The organism is Serratia sp. TSA_105.2, from assembly GCF_052692115.1.
Genome location: NZ_JBQZFT010000004.1, coordinates 287,019 through 309,251, shown reverse-complemented (window position 1 = coordinate 309,251; position 22,233 = coordinate 287,019). Strand labels below are relative to the sequence as shown.

Sequence of the window (22,233 nt, the reverse complement as noted above, 5' to 3'; positions counted from 1 at the left end):
GCTCCTTTACGCTTCTGCGTTGGCCGGCTTCAGCGCCAGATTGGCGCACACCGGGTTGCTCTGAATATGCACGCGCTGCAAATGACGTGCGGAACGGGCGGTAAAACCTTCACGGCCGTGCAACAGCGAGAAGTTGTCCGCCACCACCACGTCGCCCTGCTGCCACTGATGGGCATAATAGTGACGCGGATCGTACAGATGCTGCTGCAGAGTGTGATGGAACTGTTCCTGCTGCTGTTCCGGCACGCCGTGATATTCCAGCGCATGCTGGTTGAGGAATTTTTTCCCTTCCGTCGGCGGTTCATTGTAGCGCATGATCAAGCCCCTGCCGTTCGGGTGCTGCACCACCAGCGGCGAACAGACTTCGCCGCCGTAATGCACCACTTGCTTGATGCGGTAGGTGATCGACACTGACAGCCACTGATCCAGCAGCGCTTCGTCCGCATTGGCCAACAGCCGCGTGGTATCGACGAAGGTAGTGCGCCCGCCTTCGTCCTGCGACGGCGCCGCCACGCAGTGGAACAGCTGGAACTCAGGAATGGTCGGCTTATACATGCCATCCCAATGCAGCGGGACGTAGCTGCTGTCGAAGATATGATCCTTGGCGTCCGGATGTTCCTTCACGTCCAGCACCGCACCGAACGGCCACATCATGATCTCGCCCCACTGTTCGGCATAGCGAGTCAGGACTTCCGCCTCGCTGAAACCGGAGTCGAATCCGCGCAGCACCAGCAAGTGGTGTTCCTGCGCCAGCATTCGCAGCGCCGTCACCGGCAGATCGCCGATCTTTTGCCCCGGATGCTGCGGCGTCAGGATCGCGCCGAACGGGGTATTCGGTTGGATATGGCAATTAAGCGGTTGGTTGTTCATCGGTGATTCTCCTTGCATCGAATGTGCTGCTCACACGGCAACGTGCCGTCAAAAACGCGCCCGCCAGGATTTCGGGCGCAAAAGCCTGCGGCGGCCTCAGGCCATCTGTGGCTGCTCGATAAGGTAATGGCTCGGCGTGCCGCGGATCTCCACCAGTTCGCCGTCCAGGCTCTGCGCGTCTTTACGCTTCATCAGCACGAACTGGCCGTTCACGTTGGCCGCCACACCGTGCCACGGCGTCAGCCAGTCGTCTTTGGTCGGCATCATGTGGATGCCCATTTTCAGGCTGTCGACCGGCTGCGGGTGAATCGACAGGCGGATCGCCGCCGGGAAATGTTGCGCCAGCAGGTTACCCCAGGCCCAGCTGCGTTGGATCACGCCGCAGGCGCGCTGCTTGGCGTCCTTCTGCAGCGCGGCGTTGGAACCGCTGTAGCCCGGCAGCTGGCTGTCTTCATACAGGAAGCGCGTGATGGCGCGGTACAGCAAGAGGCCCTGTTCGTCCTGCATCAGCTGTTGCTTGATCGCCTCTTCCGATTCGGCGTAGCCGTCCACCAACAGCCGGCGAAGCAGATCGTAATCGTCGGTATGCTCCGCCAGGCCTTTGACGTCGCCGAGGTTGAACACGCTCAGGTGCGTCGCGCCCACTTCATGCAGCAGGCCTTCAATCTCGCGCTGATAGTGGTTGATCGCGTCGTCGCTGACGCGGATCAGATCGCCGAACACGTGGCCATCGGAGCAGATAACGATATGCGCCCCCGGCGGGTAATAGAGCTGAATGCGCTGGCACAGCGAGTTGAGGAAGATCAGCGACAGCCGCTCCGCCATGTCCGGCACCGCGCCGATCACCTTGTTGGTGTTGGGCGACTTGGTAGGAAAGGCCGGCAGCACGAATTCGATACGTTGCTCGTTTTCGATGAATGCCCGAATGCGCGGCAATTGCACCTGAGTGACCCGCCGCTCTTCTTCGGCGATCGAGCTGTCGCCGCCGGGGAAACGGCGGCGGTATTGCAATAATTCACGTAGGATCTTTAACGCTATTTCATCTTTCTGAACGCTGTCCACAATGTGCTCCTGTTGCGATGCGGCGCGGGTGTATTATTGAAAAGCGCAATAAGATTTATCAAAAAGAGAAAAAACCTCTGCGAGATAATAATTAGCCCGGCGTTTATATGCTTCAGGCAATATAGAAGAGATGGTGCTATATTATTAGCCCGTATAATTCACAATCTTGGTTAAGTTGTGCTTAACAAACTATGAGCAATATTTTAAAACGCATGGCCATTTTCTCAAAAGTGGTCGATTGCGGCGCATTCAGCATGGCGGCAAAAGAATTGGGCATGACGACCTCGGCCGTCAGCCAACATATTCGCCAGTTGGAGGAACATCTGGGCATTCAATTACTGTTGCGGTCGACGCGTTCATTGAGTCTGACCGAAGCAGGATTGTGTTTTTATGAGGATTGCCTGCTGATGATCCACGCCGCCGAACGCGGCCAACAACGGATCGCCGCGCTGCGCGGCGAGCTGGTCGGCGAACTGCGCGTCGCCACCTCCACCGAATTCGCCACTCACTATCTGGTGCCGGCGCTGCAAAGCTTTCTCGACGAGCATCCTCAGCTCACGCTGCGGCTGGAGATCCACGATGAGAAGATAGACCTGATCGCGCAACGCATCGATCTGGCGATACGCGGCGGCGTGCTGGCCGACTCCAGCTACGTTTCCACGCGGCTGGCGCGCTGCCGCGAAGTGTTGTGCGCCTCGCCGGCCTACCTGGCACACCACGGCGTGCCGGATTCGCCGCAGGCGCTGAGCCATCACCACTGGGTGACCTTTACGCCGCTCGGCAACCCGCAGTTTGTCCGCCTTATCCATCGCGACGGCGGTGAACACCGCATGCGCATGACCGGGCGTTTGTTCACCAATAGCGGCATGGCGATGAAGGAGTTGGCGCTGACCGGCAAGGGTATCATTCGCAATTTCTTCGCCAACGTTGAACGTGAGTTGCTCAGCGGCGAGTTGATTGAAATATTGCCCGACTGGCGATTACCGGAAATAAATTGCTATGCCATTATGCCGCGCCGGGAGATCCAGCCATTAAAAGTCCGACGATTGCTGGAGCATATGAAGCTCTATTTAAAGGAGAAAGGATTAAACGCCTTAGAACATATTCGGCAGGAATAAAATAAGAAACATCTGCAACATCTATTATTGTAATCACTTTTCCAACACCGGGCCCTATTTAGATTGCAGCCTAATGATATTATTATTAATGACTTTGCGCCAGCCTATATAATTAATCACACCGACGTTACTTCAAATACTCAGAATAAATTTGACTTTAGTTAGCAGAAAATTTGAATATGCATGGAGTATTATTTTTTTATGCGGCACGCTTTCCAAAAAAAACGGGAAGCCTAAGCTCCCCGTTGTCATCCACCGGCGTAGGTCAGTCTATCTGCCGAACATCCACGCGCAGCTCTTTAGGCACTTCAAACACGATGTTCTCTTCACGCCCGCTGATTTCATGCACGTCCAGGCCCCCCAGCGCTTTCAGGCGAGAGATCACCTCCTGCACCAGCACGTCCGGCGCTGAGGCACCGGCGGTAACGCCGATATGGCGCGCCCCGCTCAGCCAGCCTTCCTGAATATCCGCCGCCGAATCGATCAGATAAGCCGGTTTGCCGACCCGCTGCGCCAGTTCCGCCAGACGGTTGGAGTTGGAGGAGTTCTTCGACCCCACCACCAGTACCACGTCCGCATCGCCGGCCAGGTTACGCACCGCTTCCTGACGGTTGGTGGTGGCGTAGCAAATATCATCCTTGCGCGGGCCGATAATGCTCGGGAAGCGCTGACGCAGCGCGTCGATCACGTCCGAGGTATCATCAACCGACAGCGTGGTCTGCGTCATGAAGCACAGGTTGTTTTCGTCTTTCACCTGCAGCTTCCACACGTCTTCCGGCGATTCGACCAGATACATGCCGCCCTTCGGGTTGCTGTACTGGCCCATGGTGCCCTCCACTTCCGGATGCCCGGCGTGGCCGATCAGGATCGCTTCGGTGCCACGGCGGCTGGCGCGCGCCACTTCCATATGCACCTTGGTCACCAGCGGGCAAGTGGCGTCGAACAGCATGGTCAGATCGCGCGCCTTGGCTTCGGCGCGCACCGCCTGAGAAACGCCGTGCGCCGAGAAGATCAGGATAGAGCCGTCCGGCACCTCGGCGATCTCTTCGATAAACACGGCGCCGCGCTCACGCAGGCTGTCGACCACGTAGCGGTTGTGCACCACTTCATGCCGCACGTAGATCGGCGCGCCATACAATTCCAGCGCGCGTTCAACGATGCTGATCGCACGATCAACCCCGGCGCAGAAACCGCGCGGGTTAGCCAGCAATATTTGCATGCGTCTCCTCCTGCTGCGGATCGATCTCCAGCACTTCAATGTCGAAGGTCACCGGATGGCCCGCCAGCGGATGGTTAAAATCGACGGTGATCGAATCCTCCGCCACCGCACGCACCACGCCGGGCATTTCACTGCCGTCGATGGCGGTAAACAGCATGATGGTGCCCACGTCCGGCACGCCGGTGTCCGCGAAGTCGCGGCGCGAGAAGAACTGGACCAGATCCGGGTTCTCCGCGCCGAACGCCGCTTCCGGCTGCAGGGTAAAGGCGCACTTATCGCCCGCGCGCAGGCCGAGCAGCTGCGCTTCCAGCGGCGCCGACAGGCTGCCGTCACCCAGGCGGAACAGCGCCGGTTTGCCGCTGTTGCGGGTGGATTCGGCGGTCGAACCGTCTTCCAGTTTCAGCGTAAAGTGAACCAGCACCGCGCTGTCACTGATAACCTGAGCCGTCATATTACTCACCTTTACTCTTTGCGCCTTTGTTCGCCGGCGACAGGAAACCTTCCAGCACGATCATCGCCGCGCCCACGCAGATGAAGCTGTCCGCCAGATTGAAAGTCGGGTAGTGCCAGTCACCGACGTAGAAGTCGATGAAATCGACCACGAAACCGTGCCACAGGCGATCGAACAGATTGCCCAACGCCCCGCCGATAATAAAGGCGTAGGCGATGTTGTTCAGCTTCTGCTGCGCCGCGCTGCGGTACATCATCACCAGCAGCACCGCAACGATGGCGATGGCGATGCCGGCGAAGAACCAGCGCTGCCAGCCGCCATGGTCGGCGAGGAAGCTGAACGCAGCGCCGTAGTTGCGCGCGTAAAACAGGTTGAACGACGGGATCAACGGCTGGGACTGGCCCAGCGTAAAGTTAGCGAGGATCCACTGCTTGCTGCCGAAATCCAGCGCCAGCACCGCCACCACAACCCACAGCCAACGCAGGCCGGTCGAACAAATTGATTTACTCATCAGGCGCGAGTTCTCAGGCAAAGTTACGCTTCTCGCCGTCACCGGCGACGTTGCTCACACAGCGGCCGCAGATGTCTGCGTGTTCCGCCACCAGGCCGATATCGGTGGTGTAATGCCAGCAGCGCGGGCACTTCTCACCCGGTGCCGTGCTGAAGGCGATCTTCAGCCCTTTCAGCAGCTCGGAAGCCTGCGCGTCGGCCGGCGCATCCGCCAATGGCGCAACGCTTGCCGCAGAGGTCAGCAGCACGAAGCGCAGCTCATCCTGCAGGCTGTTCAGGCGCGCCGCCAGCTCGCTGTCGGCATACAGCGTTACCGCCGCTTCCAGCGAACCGCCGAGGCGCTTGTCGGCACGCGCCTGCTCCAGCACCTTGTTCACTTCGCCGCGTACTTTCAGCAGCTCGGCCCAGAAAGCGTCGTTCATCGGCTCGCCTTCCGCCAGCCCGAACAGGCCGTCGTACCACTCTTCGGTGAACACGTACTGCGCGCGTTTGCCCGGCATGAAGCCCCAGATCTCGTCCGCAGTGAACGACATGATCGGCGCCATCCAGCGCACCAGCGCTTCCACGATGTGATACAGCGCGGTCTGGCAGCTGCGACGGGCGACGCTGTCGCTCTTCGCGGTGTACTGACGATCCTTGATGATATCCAGATAGAAGGAGCCCATCTCGACCGAACAGAACTGCATCAGACGCTGCACCACTTCATGGAAATCATAGTTGGCGTAAGCCTGCTCGATATCCTGCTGCGCCGCCAGCGCACGGCCGACCGCCCAGCGATCCAGCACCACCATGTCTTCCGGCGCCACGCAGTCGGTGCTCGGCTCGAACCCGTTCAGGTTGGCCAGCAGGAAGCGCGCGGTGTTGCGGATGCGGCGGTAAGAGTCGGCGGAACGCTTGAGGATCTCGTCGGACACCGCGATCTCGCCGGTGTAATCGGTCGACGCCACCCACAGACGCAGAATGTCGCCGCCCAGCTTGTTCATCACGTCCTGCGGGCTGACGGTGTTGCCGATCGACTTGGACATCTTGCGGCCCTGGCCGTCGACGGTGAAGCCGTGGGTCAGCACTTCCTTGTAAGGCGCCTTGCCCTTCATCGCGGTGGAAATCATCAGCGATGACATGAACCAGCCGCGGTGTTGGTCGGAGCCTTCCAGATACATGTCGGCGCTGTGGCCCTGGAACTCAGGACGCACGTCGACCACCGAAGCGTGGGTGGAACCGGAATCGAACCACACGTCCAGCGTATCCGGCACTTTCACATAGTCGGCGGCTTCCGCGCCGAGGATATCGGCCGCGTCCAGATCCCACCAGGCCTGAATGCCGTCTTGCTCGACGCGCTTGGCCACTTCTTCCATCAGCTCAACGGTGCGCGGGTGCAGCTGCTCGGTTTCTTTATGCACGAACAGCGACATCGGCACGCCCCAGGTGCGCTGACGCGAGATACACCAGTCCGGGCGGTTGGCCACCATCATTTCGATGCGCGCCTGGCCCCAATCCGGGATCCACTGCACGCCTTTGATCTCTTCCAGCGACTGCTGACGCAGGCCTTTCTGATCCATGCTGACGAACCATTGCGGCGTGGCGCGGAAGATGATCGGCGTCTTGTGGCGCCAGCAGCACGGGTAGCTGTGCAGGAACTTCTCGACGTGCAGCAGTGCGCCTTTCTCACGCAGCAGGTCGACGATCAGATCGTTGGCCTTGAAGACGAACTTGCCGTCCAGCAGCGGGTAGGTACCGGTCAGGTAGCAGCCGTTCGGCCCTACCGGGTTGGCCACTTCCAGGCCGTATTTCTGGCCGATCACGAAGTCGTCCGGGCCGTGGCCTGGCGCGGTGTGCACCGCACCGGTACCGGCGTCCAGCGTCACGTGCTCGCCGAGGATCGCCGGCACGTCGAAGTCCATGAACGGATGTTTGAAGCGCAGCAGTTCCAGATCGGCGCCTTTGCAGCTGCCCAGCACCGTCCATTCGGTGATGCCGGCGCGTTTCATCACGCTTTCCACCAGCTCGGCCGCCAGGATCAGGCACTGACCGTCAACCTGCACCAGCTGATAGGTGAAGTCCGGATGCAGCGAGATCGCACGGTTGGCCGGCAGGGTCCACGGGGTGGTGGTCCAGATAACCAGGGAGATGGCACCACTGAAGTTGCTCACGCCGAACTTGGCCGCCACGGCAGCCGCGTCGGCCGCATGGAAGCTCACGTCGATCGACGGCGAAGTCTTGTCGTAGTACTCCACTTCCGCTTCCGCCAGCGACGATCCGCAGTCGGTGCACCAGTGAACCGGCTTGGCGCCTTTCAGCAGGTGGCCGTTGCTGATGATCTTGCCCAGCGCGCGGATGATGTTGGCTTCGGTTTTGAAGTCCATGGTCAGGTACGGGCGATCCCAGTCGCCCAGCACGCCCAGGCGGATGAAGTCCTTCTTCTGGCCTTCAACCTGCTCGGCCGCGTACTCGCGGCACTTCTGGCGAAACTCGGCCGCCGTCAGCTTCTCGCCCGGTTTGCCGTACAGCTGTTCAACCTTCAGTTCGATAGGCAGGCCGTGGCAGTCCCAACCCGGCACATAAGGCGAGTCGAAGCCGGCCATCCCTTTCGACTTGATGATAATGTCTTTGAGAATCTTGTTAACCGAGTGACCAATGTGAATGCTGCCGTTCGCATACGGAGGGCCGTCATGCAAAATGAAGGTTTTTTTGCCCTTTTTGGCAGTACGAATAATCCCGTACAGATCCTGTTCATACCAACGTTGCAGCATGCCAGGTTCGCGCTTGGCGAGATCGCCGCGCATCGGGAACCCTGTTTCCGGCAAGTTCAGGGTATTCTTGTAGTCACTCATTAGATTCTCGGTTCCGTTTTCGGCTATAGAGATTAAACCGGTGTCTGTAGCCCGAAGAACTTCCGGGCCGTCACCACATCATTGGCGATTTGCTGCTTCAGGGCATCGAGCGAAGCAAACCGTTGTTCATTGCGCAATTTTGCGCGGAGCACCACCTCAATATGGCGCCCGTAAAGATCCATTGTGACATCCAGCAGATGCACTTCCAGCTGCTGGCGCACGCCGGCGACGGTCGGGCGAGTACCGATATTGGCCACGCCCGGCAGCGGCTGCGGCCCCAGGCCGTACACTTCCACCGCATACACCCCCTTCACCGGCGCCACCAGGCGCTTGAGCGGCAGGTTGGCGGTCGGGAAGCCGATGGTGCGGCCCAGCTCGTCGCCGTGCACCACGCGCCCGGAAATGCTGTACGGGTGGCCCAGCAGAGTCTCCGCCAGCGGCAGATCGTCCTCGCTCAGCGCGGTGCGGATCGCGGTGCTGCTGATGCGCCGTTCGCCTTCACGGAAGGTCGGGGTGCTAACCACTTCGAAGCCGTACTCTTTTCCGGCCTGCTGCAATAGCGGGAAATCGCCCTGGCGCCCGGCGCCAAAGCGAAAATCATCCCCCACCATCAGGAATTTGACGCCCAGTTTTTCCACCAGCAGCTCGGCGACGAACGCCTGTGCGGTGTTGGCGGCAAAACGCGGATCGAACTTGACGCACAGCAGGTAATCGACGCCCGCCTGCGCCAGGTAGTTGGCCTTGTCGCGCAGGCGCGTCAAACGGGCCGGCGCCTTGTCTGCGGCGAACATCTCCAGCGGCTGCGGCTCAAAGATCATAACCATCACCGGCAGCCCGAGGCGTTGCCCTTCTTGCTTCAACTGCTCCAGCAACGCCTGATGACCGCGATGCACGCCGTCGAAGTTGCCGATGGTGAGCACGCAACCATGGTGGCGCGCCCGGATATTGTGAATGCCGCGAATTAGCTCCATAGCTGGCTCAAAACAGTGGAAATCGGCGGATTATACCTTGTACAGCCGGTAAGGTTAACCCGCGATTGGTGCCTTTATGTAATAGACATACCATACCGGAGATAATCTGCGCGTGAAACGGCTTCGCCGCAGTTTATCCGGTGCCGCCGGGCCGATTCTCGACCGCGGCCAACGGCTTGCATCCGCCGCGGCAAAACATTGGCGAATTTTCTCGCGAAACACTGTATTCCCAAGAGCGAAGCTGGTAAAATCCTGCGCCATCACAACGTAGCGAGTGCCGCCTGTACAAACGGCGCTTATTTGCACAAATCCATTGACAAACGAAGGCTAAAAGGGCATATTCCTCGGCCTTTGAATTGTCCTCAATAGAATATATTTGGGAGTTGGACCTTGGCTAATATCAAATCAGCTAAGAAACGCGCCGTACAGTCTGAGAAACGCCGCAAGCATAACGCTAGCCGTCGCTCAATGGTGCGTACCTTCATCAAGAAGGTAGACGCAGCTATCGCAGCTGGCGACAAAGAAGCAGCACAAACTGCATTCCTGGTAATGCAGCCACTGGTGGACCGTCAGGCAGCTAAAGGCCTGATCCACAAAAACAAAGCAGCGCGTCATAAGTCAAACCTGACTGCACGCATCAACGCAATGCAATAAGCATTTCGTTATCTGCTTGATAAAAAAACCGGCTCAGGCCGGTTTTTTTACGCCCTGCGTTCAGTGAACCACTAGCAGGAAAACAGCGCCGAAAAATCTTTGTTGCATACGCGCTGCACCGCCGGATGCTGGATCATGCGCTCGGCGAAGATGATGTAATACTCCTCCTGCACGCTGTCGATGCGCCCAATCTCCACCACGTTGTCATCGTTATAGGTATCCTGCGCATACAGCGTCGGCGCCACGAAAATCGCATTGTGATACATGCCGAAGGCCTTCATCAGCGCCGCGTCGTCGAACTCGCCCAAAATCTCCACCTGAATGCCCTGCGTATTGAACCAGTTGAGCAGCTTGCGCCCCAGCATCGAGCGGCGGCCGGGGATCAGCAGTTTGCGCTGTTCCAGACAAGCCGGGAACGGCAGCTCCGGCGCCGGCTGGCGACAGAAGAAGCTGATGCCGCACTCGCCCAGCTTCAGCGAGAACAATCCTTCCTGCTGGCTGGAGTCCACCGGGCAATCCGACAGGATCATATCCAGCTTGTGCTGGCTGAGCTGCTCCAACAGCATCTCGTGCGTCGATTCAAAACAGCGCAGGTGGATCTGTTCGTTGTCCACCACTACCGCCGTTTCCAACACCTGGCTGACCAGACGCTTCGACAGCGCGTCCGCCACGCCGACGTCGAACAGCAGGTTCGACTCTTTGCGGTAGTTGACGATATCCAGCATTTCCTGGCTGAGCATAAACATCTTATCGGCATAGCGGAACACCAGCTGCCCCAGCTCCGAAGGCACCAACCCGCGCCCCTGGCGTTTGAACAGCTTGCCGTCCAACCGCTCTTCCAGCGCTTTGATCTGGCCGGTGATGGTCTGTGGCGTCAAAAACAACGCTTCGGCGGCACCGACCACGGAACCGGCCTTGCAGACCTGCCAGAAATAGTAAAGGTGATTAAAGTTGATATGCGACATCCTCACGAGCGGCTCTCCTTAACAACGTTTCGCAGCGGCAAACGGTGTGCCGTGACGAGCGACAAACTTCCTTTCCCTGCTTCAGACAACGTATAGCCCCATTAGTCCCAACGAAGAACGGCCGAAGCTGCACATATTTTATACCGCACAGCTCCGACCAGCCATTTTATTATGTGCCCTTACCGGGCACATTCAGGATTAACGCACGCGCGGCAACGCCAGACGCAGCAATCCATACCCTACCACCGCCGCCGCGGTGGAGCCCAACAGGATCCCCAGACGGGAATAGGTGCTGAGCGCCGCATCCGCATCGCCGAACGCCAACGAGGCGATGAAAATCGACATGGTGAAACCAATACCACACAGCACCGAAACGGCAAACACCTGTTTGAAACCGATCCCCTCAGGCAAGCGAGCGATGCCCATTTTCACCGCCAGCAGGCTGAAGAGGAAAATCCCCAGCGGCTTGCCGATAAACAGCCCGGCCGCAATCCCTACCGGCAGCAGCGACGTCAATCCTTCCAGCGATACGCCCTGCAAAGAGACCCCGGCGTTGGCGAAAGCGAACAGCGGCAGGATCATAAATGCGACCCAAGGGTGCAGCTCATGCTCCAGCGTTTCCGACGGCGACGGCCCCTTCTTGACGTTCAGCGGGATCATAAAGCCGACGATCACCCCGGCCAGCGTCGCGTGCACCCCGGACTTGAGGATCGCGACCCACAACACCAGGCCGACCATCATATACAGCGAGGTTTTACCCACGCCGCGCCAGTTCATCACCGCCAGCAGCACCGTCGCCGCCGCCGCCACGCCCAGCGCCACCATCGACACTTCGTGGGTGTAGAACAGCGCGATGATGATAATCACGCCCAGGTCATCGATGATCGCCAACGCCAACAGGAACACTTTCAGGCTGGTCGGCACGCGGTTGCCCAGCAGCGCCATTACGCCCAGCGCGAAGGCGATATCGGTCGCGGCCGGGATCGCCCAGCCCTGGCGGGTGACTTCATCCGCGCCGTTGAACAGCAAATAAATCAGCGCCGGCGCCAGCATGCCGCCCAGCGCGGCGATCGCCGGAAACACCGCCTTGTCGCGCCCGGACAGCGAGCCCTGCATCAGCTCGCGCTTGACCTCGAGCCCCACCACCAGGAAGAAGATGGCCATCAGGCCATCGTTGATCCACAGCAGCAGCGGCTTGGCGATCTCCAGCGAAGCAATCTTCACCATCACCGGCAGGTTAAGGAATGCCTGATAGATCCCCTGCGCCGGGGTGTTGGCCATGATCAGGGCGACGATCGCCGCGGCGATCAGAATGATGCCGCCCGCGGCTTCCTGACGTAAAAATTGACGAATGATGTTGGTCACAGTACGTCTCTCCAAATCTGTGCAGGACGTAGCGCCCTGCGAACCACAGTCATGAAGTGAGTATAGAGGGCGTTTTAGTTCGAAAAAATAAGTTTATAAATGCTAAATAACTCGAAAAAACCGATCAAAAGCACGAATAAATCACATTATTATTAGGGAATTAGCGTTGTGGCGAGTAAATAAAAACCCCGGGACAGGCGCCCGGGGTTCCAACATAAACCAAAAGAAACAGCAGGTTAGCGAGTCAGGTCGTCAAAGAACTTTTTCACTCCGTCGAAGAAGCTCTTCGAACGCGGGCTGTTCTTGTCGCCGGACGGGCCGCCCAGGCTCTCTTCCAACTCACGCAGCAGCTGCTTCTGCTTGTCGTTCAGATTGACCGGGGTTTCCACCACTACACGGCACAGCAGGTCGCCCTGGCTGCCGCCACGCACCGATTTCACGCCCTTGCCGCGCATGCGGAACAGTTTGCCGGTTTGGGTCTCTGAAGGCACCTTCAGTTTTACCCGGCCGTCCAGCGTCGGCACTTCGATCTCGCCGCCCAGCGCCGCCATGGCGAAGTTGATCGGCACCTCACAGTACAGGTTGTTGCCTTCGCGCTCGAAGATCGGGTGCGCCTTCACCTGCACCTGAACGTACAGATCGCCCGCCGGTGCGCCGTGCTCGCCGGCTTCGCCTTCACCCGCCAGGCGGATGCGGTCGCCGGTATCGACGCCGGCCGGAATTTTCACCGACAGCGTTTTGGATTTTTCTACCCGGCCGTGGCCGTGGCACTTGTTGCACGGATCTTTGATGATCTGGCCGCGGCCATGGCAGTGCGGACACGCCTGCTGCACGGTGAAGAAGCCCTGACGCATCTGCACCTGGCCCTGGCCGTGACAGGTTGGGCAGGTTACCGGCGAGCTGCCCGGCTTGGCGCCGCTGCCGTGGCAGACGTCGCACTCTTCCAGCGTCGGGATGCGGATCTCTTTGGTGACGCCACGTACCGCTTCCTCGAGGGTCAGCTCCATGTTATAGCGCAGATCGGAACCGCGGCTGGCGCGCTGACGGCGGCCTCCGCCGAAGATGTCGCCAAACACGTCGCCAAAGATATCGCTGAAGTCAGCACCGCCGCCAAAGCCGCCGCCGCCCATACCGCCCTGTTCAAAGGCCGCGTGCCCGTACTGATCGTAGGCTGCGCGTTTCTGGTCGTCGGTCAGGACTTCGTAAGCTTCTTTAACTTCTTTAAACTTGGTTTCGGCGTCTTGCTCCTGGTTGCGGTCAGGATGGTATTTCATCGCCAGGCGTTTGTACGCCTTTTTGATCTCACGTTCATCCGCCGTCTTGCTGACGCCGAGAATCTCGTAATAGTCTTTCTTCGCCATTCTTTCGCTTACCCTTAACATGCGTGCACGGGCGCAGAGTTGCCTCGACGCCCGTGCTGGTTTCCGGGAGCGGCACCTCAGCCGCCCCGTGCCCGCTTAAGGGCGATTATTTTTTGTCTTTAACTTCTTCGAACTCGGCATCAACCACGTCGTCGTCTTTCTGCGCCGCGTTGTCCGCGCCGGCGTCAGCACCCTGCTGAGCCTGCTGCGCCTGAGCCATTTCCAGCAGTTTGCCGGAAACCTGCACCAGAGCCTGAGTCTTCGCTTCGATCTCGGCTTTATCTTCGCCTTTCACCGCCGCTTCCAGATCTTTCAGCGCCGCTTCGATCGCCGTTTTATCTTCCGCCGGCAGTTTGTCGCCCGCTTCTTCCAACTGCTTGCGAGTGCCGTGGATCAGGTGATCCGCCTGGTTACGAGTCTGTACCAGCTCTTCGAACTTGCGGTCGGCTTCAGCATTCAGCTCGGCGTCGCGCACCATTTTCTGGATTTCGTCTTCGTTCAGGCCAGAAGATGCCTTGATGGTGATCTTCTGCTCACGACCGGTGTTCTTGTCTTTGGCAGACACGTGCAGGATGCCGTCTGCATCGATATCGAAGGTCACTTCGATCTGCGCCATGCCGCGCGGTGCCGCCTGAATGCCGTCCAGGTTGAACTGGCCCAGAGATTTGTTATCGCTGGCGCGCTTACGCTCACCCTGCAGCACGTGGATGGTTACCGCAGACTGGTTGTCTTCAGCGGTAGAGAACACCTGGCTGTGCTTGGTCGGGATTGTGGTGTTTTTGGTGATCAGCGGCGTCATCACGCTGCCCATGGTTTCGATACCCAGCGACAGCGGGGTCACGTCCAGCAGCAGAACGTCCTTCACATCACCGGCCAACACGCCGCCCTGTACCGCAGCGCCTACGGCAACCGCTTCGTCCGGGTTCACGTCTTTACGCGGTTCTTTGCCGAAGAAGTCTGCGACTTTCTTCTGCACCATTGGCATACGGGTCTGGCCGCCCACCAGGATCACGTCCTGAATGTCGGAAACCGACAGGCCTGCGTCTTTCAGCGCCACTTTCAGCGGCTCGATAGAGCGTGCAACCAGATCTTCAACCAGCGACTCGAGTTTGGCGCGAGTCACTTTGATGTTCATGTGTTTTGGACCGGTCGCGTCTGCAGTGATGTACGGCAGGTTAACGTCGGTCTGCTGAGCGGAAGACAGTTCGATCTTCGCTTTCTCAGCGGCTTCTTTCAGACGCTGCATCGCCAGCGGATCGTTGCGCAGATCGATACCCTGATCTTTCTTGAACTCTTCCACCAGGTAGTTGATCAGACGGCTGTCGAAGTCTTCGCCACCCAAGTGGGTGTCACCGTTGGTCGCCAGCACTTCGAAGGTTTTTTCGCCGTCAACGTCGTCGATTTCGATGATGGAGATATCGAAAGTACCGCCGCCCAGGTCATAAACCGCGATGGTGCGGTTGCCGACTTCTTTGTCCAGACCGTAGGCCAGGGCCGCAGCGGTTGGTTCGTTGATGATGCGCTTGACTTCCAGACCCGCGATGCGGCCGGCGTCTTTGGTCGCCTGACGCTGGGCGTCGTTGAAGTAAGCCGGTACGGTGATAACCGCTTCAGTTACCGGTTCGCCCAGGTAATCTTCCGCCGTTTTCTTCATTTTCTTCAGCACTTCCGCAGAGATCTGCGGCGGAGCCATTTTCTGGCCTTTCACTTCCAGCCAGGCGTCGCCGTTGTCGGCTTCGACGATTTTGTACGGCATGATCGCTTTGTCGCGCTGCGCTTCTTCATCCTGGAAGCGGCGGCCGATCAGGCGCTTGATGGCGAACAGGGTGTTTTCAGGGTTGGTCACTGCCTGACGCTTAGCCGGCTGGCCAACCAGAGTTTCACCGTCCTGGGTATATGCGATAATAGAAGGAGTGGTGCGGTCGCCCTCGGCGTTTTCCAGCACGCGTGCCTTGGCACCATCCATAATTGCTACGCAAGAGTTGGTAGTACCCAGGTCGATACCAATAATTTTGCCCATCTAAACGTCTCCACTAAAAAATTCATAATCAGTCAGGTTGCTAACCTATATGCGGGCGATTTTTTGCTTTTCAACTGCCCGATATCTCAGTGCGACCCGCGGTTAGCAACTGCGGTTGCAAATAAGATGGGGCCATCCAATCCGGCATCAAGGGGCAAGGCGAAAAAAATTTCTTTTTTTTATCGTCATTCAGATCATTGTTTCCGGCTGCGGGGATCATTATGATGCGCGCGCTCTGGTGGAAAACTTCGATTTTTTGGCCATTCAGACCATTTATTATTTTACTTCGCTGTTTCCGTTAATTTTCTGTTATCGCAGAGGACTTATGCACACCAACAAGTTGGCGAATCCCGGCCCTCTCGGCCTGATGGGCTTCGGGATGACCACCGTCTTGCTGAACCTGCACAACGCGGGCTTTTTCCCACTGAACTCCGCCATCATCAGCATGGGGATTTTCTTCGGCGGCCTGGCCCAGATCCTGGCCGGTCTGCTGGAATACAAGAAGGGCAACACCTTCGGTATGACCGCGTTCACCGCCTACGGCAGCTTCTGGCTGAGCCTGGTCGGCCTGCTGCTGCTGCCGCGCCTGGGCCTGGCTGAAGCCACCGAGGCGCACGTGCTGGGCATCTACCTGGCGCTGTGGGGCGTCTTCACCCTGTTCATGTTCTTCGGCACCCTGGGCGCCAACCGCGTGCTGCAGTTCGTGTTCGCCAGCCTCACGCTGCTGTTCGCCCTGCTGGCCGTCGGCAACATCACCGGCAACCACGCGCTGCTGACCTTCGCCGGTTATGAGGGCATCATCTGCGGCGCCAGCGCCATCTACCTGGCGATGGCCGAAGTGCTCAACGAGCAATACGGCCGCACCGTGCTGCCGATTGGCGAGCCGGCCCCGGCCCGCGTCGCGGCCTCGCCGGTCACGGCGTAATCGCCCTTCCCTGACGAAAAGCCCTGCAGTGCAGGGCTTTTTTTTAGCTGTAGGAATCGGCTCGCCGCTCCCCGGCTTCGCTGTTCAGATCGCGATGCAGGTAGAAGCCGAGCAACAGCCCGATGAGCGACAGCGCCAACACGTAGTAAGCGGGTGCTAACGGGGTCAATTTCATGATCAGCGTCACAAAAATAGGGGTTAAACCGCCAAAAATAGCGTACGAGACGTTATATGAGAATGAGATGCCGGTAAACCGCACTTCCGCCGGAAACGCCCGCACCATCACGTATGGCACGGCCCCTACCACGCCTACGCTGAACCCCACCAGGGCATAGCAGGCGAACAGCATTTCCGGGCGTACGCCCACCGTTTGATAGAACAGCCAGCTGCAGCCGGCCAGCAGCACGCTGCCGACCACCAGCGTTTTGCTGGCGCCGAAGCGATCGGCCGACAAACCGGCGACGATGCAGCCGGCGATCAGCATGATGGTGGCGATGCTGTTGGCCTGCAGCGTCAAGGCCGGCGCAATGCCGAACTGTTTTTGCAGATAGGTCGGGGTCATCAGGATCACCACCACGATACCGGCGGAGAGCAGCCAGGTCAGCAGCATCGACACCGCCACTTCCCGTTTGTGGTTGAGCACCACCGATTTCAGCGGCAGCTCCTCGGCCAGCGCTTTACGCGCCTGCATTTCGATGAAGATCGGCGTTTCCTGCAGCCAGCGGCGCAGGTACATCGCCACCAGGCCGAACATGCCGCCCAACAGGAAAGGAATGCGCCAGCCGCCGCCGGCGATGCTCTGCGGGCTGAGCGTAGTATTGATCACCGTCGCCACCACCGACCCCAGCAGGATGCCCACCGTCAGCCCGGCGGTCAGCGTGCCGCAGGCGAAGCCGATGCGCCGGCGCGGCACGTGTTCAGCAACGAAGACCCAGGCGCCCGGCACCTCACCGCCGATCGCCGCTCCCTGCAGCACGCGCATCAGCAGCAGCAACAGCGGCGCAGCGATGCCGATGCTGGCGTAGGTCGGCAGCAGGCCCATCGCCAGCGTCGGCAACGCCATCAGCAGAATGCTCAGGGTAAACATTTTCTTGCGGCCGACCAGATCGCCGAAGTGCGCCATCACGATGCCACCCAGCGGGCGGGCCAGATAGCCGGCGGCAAAGATGCCGAAGGTTTGCACCAGCCGCAGCCACTCCGGCATGTCCGCCGGGAAGAACAGATCGCCGACCACGGCGGCGAAAAACACGAAGATGATGAAGTCGTAAAACTCCAGCGCGCCGCCCAACGCGGCCAACGTCAGCGTTTTGTAGTCTTGCCGGTTCAGCCGGCGATTATTGTCGTGAGGCATAGGGCACCATCGGTAAAGGCTGTAAAAATAAAAGCCGCAGGCTTTCTGTAAAAGAATCCTTACTATAGCGGCAAATTATTTTCACACCAGACGGGCTGAGGCCGATCTCGCAGAATGCTGAAATTTAGAGGTTTATCTCGCGACGCGCGCTCTTTGGCCGAAATGCTGCTACCACCGCGGTGTGCGTTTCGACGTAAGGCCCATCGAGCAGTTGAATGCAATAAGGCACGCTGGCGAAGATGCCGTGCACCACCGCATTGCCCTGCTCATCCTTTACCCCTTCCAGCGTTTCCTTGATCGACTTCGGCTGGCCGGGCAGGTTGATGATCAGCGCCTGTTTGCGGATCGCCCCCACCTGGCGAGAAAGAATTGCCGTTGGCACATAGTGTAGGCTGATCTGACGCATTTGCTCGCCGAAGCCGGGCATCACGCGATCGGCGATCGCCAGCGTGGCATCGGGGGTGACGTCGCGGCGCGCCGGCCCGGTGCCGCCGGTGGTCAGCACCAAATGGCAGCCCATTTCGTCCACCAATTCGCACAGCGTCTGTTCAATTTGCGTCTGCTCATCGGGGATCAACCGGGTTTCCAGCTTGAACGGCGTCGCCAGCGCGCCGCTCAGCCACTCTTCCAGCGCCGGGATGCCTTTATCCTGATAAACGCCGCCGGAAGCGCGGTCGGAAACGGAAACCAAACCAATACGTAAAATATCCATGCGTAACCTCTACAGCCTGATGGGGTCCGAACGGGTTCATCTCCCGTTCTGTTGTCATTGCCGAGAGTATAAGGGCTTCCCCCGCCGGCGGGTGCGTCAGGCATAAAAAAAGGTGGCCTAAGCCACCTTTTTACTGCGCGATCTGCGGGAATTACAGCAGGTCGGCGATCATTTTTTCCAGTTTGCCCTGGTCTACGGCGAACTTGCGGATACCGTCGGTCAGTTTCTCAACCGCCATCGGATCCTGGTTGTGCTGCCAGTAGAACTCAGGTTCGGTCAGTGCGGCAGGACGCGCCTTCACTTCACCGGTGTAAGACAGTTTGCGCTCCAGCGCGCCTTCGCTCTCCGCCAGCTCTTTCAGCAGCGCAGGGGCGATGGTCAGGCGGTCACAGCCAGCCAGTTCGATGATTTCGCCGACGTTACGGAAGCTGGCGCCCATCACCACGGTGTTGTAACCGTGCTGTTTGTAGTACTGGTAAATTTCGGTCACGGAGATCACGCCCGGATCTTCGTGCGGCGCAAACTCTTTCTTGTCGCCGTTGGCTTTATACCAGTCGAGGATACGGCCGACGAACGGCGAGATCAGGTAAACGCCGGCTTCGGCACAGGCGCGAGCCTGAGCGAAGGAGAACAGCAGCGTCAGGTTACAGTTGATGCCTTCTTTCTCCAACTGCTCCGCCGCGCGGATGCCCTGCCAGGTCGAGGCCAGTTTGATCAGAATGCGATCGTTGCTGATGCCGGCTTCGTTGTACAGTTTGATCAGGCGCTTGGCCTTGGCCACGCTGGCGACGGTGTCGTAAGACAGGCGTGCATCCACTTCGGTGGAGATGCGGCCCGGAACCAGTTTGAGGATTTCCAGACCGATGTTGACCGCCAGCTTGTCGGCGGCGTCGGCGATCTGCTGTTCGCGATCGCTGCTCTGGCCGCGCGCCCAGGCGATGGCTTCGTCAATCAGTTTGCGGTATTCAGGAATTTGGGCTGCATTGAGGATCAGCGAAGGGTTGGTTGTGGCGTCCTGCGGTTGATACAGCTTCATTGCCGCGATATCACCCGTATCTGCAACCACTGTGGTCAGCTGGCGCAGGGAAGTTAATTTGTCGGTCATGTTGGCATTATCTCATCGTTTGTGCATGAACTTTTGGCATTGTTCAACCATGCCCTACCCTGATAATAACATGCGCCAAGCCCGGTGCAAGGCTGGAAAACCGCAGCGCGCAAGCATCTGTTTTATCCTTGGGCGAGCAACCGTTTACGCCGATATCTTTCGCCATAACCGAGCGGATGGAAAGGCAATAACGTGCTATTGTCCGAATAAATTATGTTAAATTCGAAAAAATTGATGCAATTCGGCCGCTAATCTGCGAAAAATCTTAATCGACTGACGCCGGACCAATTCCAGCTAAGCTCTTGTAAAAAATAGGCCAATGTTTTTCACCTGCGGTGGATGCTGCAAGGTGCGCATTAAATTTCGATAAGAGGAGGGATCCCTTGACGGACCTGATGAGCTTTATAAACAATATTTTGTGGGGGTCGGTGCTGATTTATCTGCTGCTCGGCACCGGCATCTACTTCACGTTGCGCACCCGCTTTATCCAGCTCCGCCACTTCAGCCACATGTTCTCGGTGTTGAAAAACAGCAATAAAAGCGACAGCGCCGGCATCTCCTCTTTCCAGGCGCTGTGCACCACGCTGGCGGCGCGCGTCGGCACCGGCAACCTGACCGGCGTCGCCATCGCCCTGACCGCCGGCGGCCCCGGCGCCATCTTCTGGATGTGGGTGGTGGCGTTTATCGGCATGGCCACCTCCTTTGTGGAAAGCTCGCTGGCGCAGCTCTACAAAACCAAAGACGATAACGGCAACTACCGCGGCGGCCCGGCCTACTACATGGAAAAGGGCCTCGGCATGCGCTGGATGGGCGTGCTGTTCTCGATCTTCCTGATCATCGCGTTCGGTCTGGTGTTCAACGCCGTGCAGGCCAACTCCATCGCCCAGGCCTCCGCCGTCGCCTTCCATTTGCAGCCGCTGCACGTCGGCATCGGCCTGGTGCTGCTGAGCGGCGTGGTGATCTTCGGCGGCATCCGCTCCATCGCCAAAGTGGCCGAGCTGGTGGTGCCGCTGATGGCCGGCGCCTACCTGTTGCTGGCCCTCTGGGTGATTGGCCATAACATCGAACACATGCCGGCGATCCTGGCGCTGATCTTCAAAAGCGCCTTCGGCCTGCAGGAAGCCGCGGCCGGCGCCGTCGGTTACGGCATCTCCCAGGCGATGACCCAGGGCGTGCAGCGCGGCCTGTTCTCCAACGAAGCCGGCATGGGCTCGGCGCCCAACGCGGCGGCGTCCGCCTCGCCTTATCCGCCGCATCCGGCTTCGCAAGGCTACGTGCAAATGCTCGGGGTGTTTATCGATACCATCGTCATCTGCAGCGCCACTGCGGCGATCATCCTCTCTTCCGGCATACTCGATCAGCCGACCGACAGCATTAGCGGCATCGATCTGACCCAGCGCGCGCTGTCGACCGCCGTCGGCAGTTGGGGGGCGCCGTTCGTCGCCATCGCCATTTTCTTCTTCGCCTTCACCTCGATCATCGCCAACTATGCCTATGCCGAGAGCAACCTGGTGTTCCTCGAGCACAACCATCCGGGTGGCCTGCTGATTTTCCGCTGCGTGGCGTTGGGCATGGTGATGTTCGGCGCGCTGGCGGAGCTGCCGCTGGTGTGGAAAATGGCGGATACCTCCATGGCGCTGATGGCGATCACCAACCTGACGGCGATCCTGCTGCTGTCGCGGGTGGCGCTGAAGCTGGCCGACGATTACCATCGCCAACGCCGCCTGGGCAAGCTGCCGACCTTCGACGCCAACCGTTATCCGGAGCTGAAGTCGCAGCTGGAGCCGGGCGTGTGGGACGACCAAAAGCCACCGCGCTGAGTTTTCCGGGGCGCGTACGATGCGCGCCCCGGCCTATTGGATCGATTGCCCCTTTTTCCCGCGCTTTTTGCTACAGTATCCGCACTTGGATAAACAGGATCTGGCCATGCTCGTTATTATTTCCCCTGCAAAAACTCTCGATTACGACAGCCCGCTGGCGACAGAACGCTTCACGCAGCCCGAACTGCTGGACAAGTCGAAACAGCTGATCAAAATTTGCCGCGAGCTGACGCCGGCGCAAATCGCCAGCCTGATGAGCATCAGCGACAAGCTGGCCGGGCTGAACGCCGCGCGCTTTAGCGAGTGGCAGCCGAAATTTACTCCGGACAATGCCCGTCAGGCGCTGCTGGCGTTCAAGGGCGACGTTTACACCGGCCTGCAGGCGCAGGATTTCAACGAGGCTGACTTCGATTTTGCCCAGCAGCATCTGCGCATGCTGTCCGGCCTGTATGGCGTGCTGCGCCCGCTCGATCTGATGATGCCGTACCGGCTGGAGATGGGCATCAAGCTGGAAAACCCGAAAGGCAAAGACCTGTACAGCTTCTGGGGCGATAAAATCACCCAAAAACTCAACGAAGCGCTGGAGCAGCAGGGCGACGACGTGGTGGTCAACCTGGCGTCCGACGAGTATTTCAAGGCGGTGAAGCCGGCCAAACTGCACGGCGCGCTGATCAAACCGGTGTTCCTCGACGAGAAGAACGGCAAGTACAAGGTCATCAGCTTCTACGCCAAGAAAGCGCGCGGGTTGATGAGCCGCTTTATCATCAAGAACCGCCTGACGCGCAGCGAGCAGCTGGTGGACTTCAATCTGGAAGGCTACGCCTTCGACGAAGCCGCCTCTCAGGGCAATGAACTGGTGTTCAAACGCCCGGAGCAGGCATAAAAAAAGCCGTCGCAAGACGGCTTTTCGCATTCTAGCCTGC

Annotated in this window: 19 protein-coding genes; 5 read left to right on the top strand and 14 right to left on the bottom strand. The window is 59.0% G+C overall.

The features are described 5' to 3' along the window. Positions 1 to 6: 6 nt before the first annotated feature. Together ACUTSC_RS15675 and pvcA are read right to left on the bottom strand one after the other, a co-directional pair. Positions 7 to 870, bottom strand: a complete 864-nt coding sequence (locus tag ACUTSC_RS15675) for a TauD/TfdA dioxygenase family protein (protein ID WP_445653430.1) — start codon at positions 868 to 870, stop codon at positions 7 to 9. A gap of 96 nt (positions 871 to 966) precedes the next feature. Then, positions 967 to 1,932, bottom strand: coding sequence for an L-tyrosine isonitrile synthase (pvcA, locus tag ACUTSC_RS15670; protein WP_197767007.1), 966 nt, complete (start codon positions 1,930 to 1,932; stop codon positions 967 to 969). Positions 1,933 to 2,123: 191 nt separating this feature from the next. Here pvcA and ACUTSC_RS15665 point away from each other — a divergent pair, with 191 nt between their 5' ends. Further along, entirely contained in the window at positions 2,124 to 3,050 is a 927-nt protein-coding gene (locus ACUTSC_RS15665) for a LysR substrate-binding domain-containing protein (protein WP_197767008.1), read from the top strand. Between the two features lie 265 nt (positions 3,051 to 3,315). Here ACUTSC_RS15665 and ispH read toward each other — a convergent pair whose 3' ends face one another. From ispH to ribF, 5 genes are read right to left on the bottom strand one after another with little or no spacing between them, the layout of a single operon-like run. Beyond that, positions 3,316 to 4,269 carry a 4-hydroxy-3-methylbut-2-enyl diphosphate reductase gene (ispH, locus tag ACUTSC_RS15660; RefSeq protein WP_197767009.1) on the bottom strand — a complete coding sequence of 318 codons (954 nt, stop codon included), beginning with the start codon at positions 4,267 to 4,269 and terminating at the stop codon, positions 3,316 to 3,318. Continuing rightward, complete coding sequence (fkpB, locus tag ACUTSC_RS15655; protein WP_197767010.1) at positions 4,250 to 4,720, bottom strand: FKBP-type peptidyl-prolyl cis-trans isomerase; 471 nt, start codon at positions 4,718 to 4,720, stop codon at positions 4,250 to 4,252. Before fkpB ends, ispH begins: the two co-directional genes overlap by 20 nt. A gap of 1 nt (position 4,721) precedes the next feature. Beyond that, on the bottom strand, positions 4,722 to 5,231 hold the full coding sequence (gene lspA / locus ACUTSC_RS15650) for a signal peptidase II (RefSeq protein ID WP_063991441.1): 510 nt from the start codon (positions 5,229 to 5,231) through the stop codon (positions 4,722 to 4,724). A 13-nt stretch (positions 5,232 to 5,244) separates the two neighbouring features. Next, complete coding sequence (gene ileS, locus ACUTSC_RS15645) at positions 5,245 to 8,061, bottom strand: isoleucine--tRNA ligase (RefSeq protein ID WP_049198107.1); 2,817 nt, start codon at positions 8,059 to 8,061, stop codon at positions 5,245 to 5,247. A 32-nt stretch (positions 8,062 to 8,093) separates the two neighbouring features. Beyond that, on the bottom strand, positions 8,094 to 9,032 hold the full coding sequence (ribF, locus tag ACUTSC_RS15640; protein ID WP_197767011.1) for a bifunctional riboflavin kinase/FAD synthetase: 939 nt from the start codon (positions 9,030 to 9,032) through the stop codon (positions 8,094 to 8,096). Between the two features lie 390 nt (positions 9,033 to 9,422). On the opposite strand from ribF, the gene rpsT reads away from it, so the two are divergent. Beyond that, positions 9,423 to 9,686 (top strand): 30S ribosomal protein S20, encoded by a 264-nt coding sequence (gene rpsT / locus ACUTSC_RS15635; protein WP_033637053.1) that lies wholly within the window; start codon positions 9,423 to 9,425, stop codon positions 9,684 to 9,686. Between the two features lie 71 nt (positions 9,687 to 9,757). Here the strand turns inward: rpsT and nhaR are convergent, their stop codons facing one another. The 4 genes from nhaR to dnaK all read right to left on the bottom strand — a co-directional run bounded on the left by nhaR (position 9,758) and on the right by dnaK (position 15,397). Continuing rightward, a complete protein-coding gene (nhaR, locus tag ACUTSC_RS15630) occupies positions 9,758 to 10,657 on the bottom strand; it encodes a transcriptional activator NhaR (protein ID WP_004932962.1) in 900 nt (299 codons plus the stop codon). A 192-nt stretch (positions 10,658 to 10,849) separates the two neighbouring features. Beyond that, positions 10,850 to 12,016, bottom strand: a complete 1,167-nt coding sequence (nhaA, locus tag ACUTSC_RS15625; protein WP_033649145.1) for a Na+/H+ antiporter NhaA — start codon at positions 12,014 to 12,016, stop codon at positions 10,850 to 10,852. Positions 12,017 to 12,252: 236 nt separating this feature from the next. Next, the gene (dnaJ, locus tag ACUTSC_RS15620; RefSeq protein WP_004932969.1) at positions 12,253 to 13,377 is read right to left on the bottom strand and encodes a molecular chaperone DnaJ; all 1,125 of its coding nucleotides are present in this window, start codon (positions 13,375 to 13,377) and stop codon (positions 12,253 to 12,255) included. Positions 13,378 to 13,483: 106 nt separating this feature from the next. After that, entirely contained in the window at positions 13,484 to 15,397 is a 1,914-nt protein-coding gene (dnaK, locus tag ACUTSC_RS15615; RefSeq protein WP_004932972.1) for a molecular chaperone DnaK, read from the bottom strand. A gap of 325 nt (positions 15,398 to 15,722) precedes the next feature. Here dnaK and satP point away from each other — a divergent pair, with 325 nt between their 5' ends. Further along, positions 15,723 to 16,322, top strand: coding sequence for an acetate uptake transporter (satP, locus tag ACUTSC_RS15610; RefSeq protein WP_033652984.1), 600 nt, complete (start codon positions 15,723 to 15,725; stop codon positions 16,320 to 16,322). 43 nt (positions 16,323 to 16,365) lie between these two features. Here satP and ACUTSC_RS15605 read toward each other — a convergent pair whose 3' ends face one another. From ACUTSC_RS15605 to tal, 3 genes are all read right to left on the bottom strand, one after another. Further along, positions 16,366 to 17,673 (bottom strand): MFS transporter, encoded by a 1,308-nt coding sequence (locus ACUTSC_RS15605; RefSeq protein ID WP_445653429.1) that lies wholly within the window; start codon positions 17,671 to 17,673, stop codon positions 16,366 to 16,368. Between the two features lie 124 nt (positions 17,674 to 17,797). Continuing rightward, a complete protein-coding gene (gene mog, locus ACUTSC_RS15600; protein WP_197767012.1) occupies positions 17,798 to 18,385 on the bottom strand; it encodes a molybdopterin adenylyltransferase in 588 nt (195 codons plus the stop codon). 151 nt (positions 18,386 to 18,536) lie between these two features. Continuing rightward, complete coding sequence (tal, locus tag ACUTSC_RS15595) at positions 18,537 to 19,490, bottom strand: transaldolase (RefSeq protein ID WP_004932982.1); 954 nt, start codon at positions 19,488 to 19,490, stop codon at positions 18,537 to 18,539. Between the two features lie 383 nt (positions 19,491 to 19,873). On the opposite strand from tal, the gene ACUTSC_RS15590 reads away from it, so the two are divergent. Together ACUTSC_RS15590 and yaaA are read left to right on the top strand one after the other, a co-directional pair. After that, the gene (locus ACUTSC_RS15590) at positions 19,874 to 21,310 is read left to right on the top strand and encodes an alanine/glycine:cation symporter family protein (RefSeq protein WP_445653428.1); all 1,437 of its coding nucleotides are present in this window, start codon (positions 19,874 to 19,876) and stop codon (positions 21,308 to 21,310) included. 106 nt (positions 21,311 to 21,416) lie between these two features. Beyond that, positions 21,417 to 22,193 (top strand): peroxide stress protein YaaA, encoded by a 777-nt coding sequence (gene yaaA / locus ACUTSC_RS15585; RefSeq protein ID WP_197773603.1) that lies wholly within the window; start codon positions 21,417 to 21,419, stop codon positions 22,191 to 22,193. Positions 22,194 to 22,233: the final 40 nt, after the last annotated feature.

Bases quoted from the DNA above. Each gene is read 5' to 3' on its own strand.
- ACUTSC_RS15675 (WP_445653430.1), bottom strand. From the start codon at position 870: ATGAACAACCAACCGCTTAATTGCCATATCCAACCGAATACCCCGTTC.
- satP (WP_033652984.1), top strand. From the start codon at position 15,723: ATGCACACCAACAAGTTGGCGAATCCCGGCCCTCTCGGCCTGATGGGC.
- fkpB (WP_197767010.1), bottom strand. From the start codon at position 4,720: ATGACGGCTCAGGTTATCAGTGACAGCGCGGTGCTGGTTCACTTTACG.
- dnaJ (WP_004932969.1), bottom strand. From the start codon at position 13,377: ATGGCGAAGAAAGACTATTACGAGATTCTCGGCGTCAGCAAGACGGCG.
- tal (WP_004932982.1), bottom strand. From the start codon at position 19,490: ATGACCGACAAATTAACTTCCCTGCGCCAGCTGACCACAGTGGTTGCA.
- yaaA (WP_197773603.1), top strand. From the start codon at position 21,417: ATGCTCGTTATTATTTCCCCTGCAAAAACTCTCGATTACGACAGCCCG.
- ACUTSC_RS15605 (WP_445653429.1), bottom strand. From the start codon at position 17,673: ATGCCTCACGACAATAATCGCCGGCTGAACCGGCAAGACTACAAAACG.
- ACUTSC_RS15665 (WP_197767008.1), top strand. From the start codon at position 2,124: ATGAGCAATATTTTAAAACGCATGGCCATTTTCTCAAAAGTGGTCGAT.
- mog (WP_197767012.1), bottom strand. From the start codon at position 18,385: ATGGATATTTTACGTATTGGTTTGGTTTCCGTTTCCGACCGCGCTTCC.
- dnaK (WP_004932972.1), bottom strand. From the start codon at position 15,397: ATGGGCAAAATTATTGGTATCGACCTGGGTACTACCAACTCTTGCGTA.
- ileS (WP_049198107.1), bottom strand. From the start codon at position 8,061: ATGAGTGACTACAAGAATACCCTGAACTTGCCGGAAACAGGGTTCCCG.
- ribF (WP_197767011.1), bottom strand. From the start codon at position 9,032: ATGGAGCTAATTCGCGGCATTCACAATATCCGGGCGCGCCACCATGGT.
- lspA (WP_063991441.1), bottom strand. From the start codon at position 5,231: ATGAGTAAATCAATTTGTTCGACCGGCCTGCGTTGGCTGTGGGTTGTG.
- ispH (WP_197767009.1), bottom strand. From the start codon at position 4,269: ATGCAAATATTGCTGGCTAACCCGCGCGGTTTCTGCGCCGGGGTTGAT.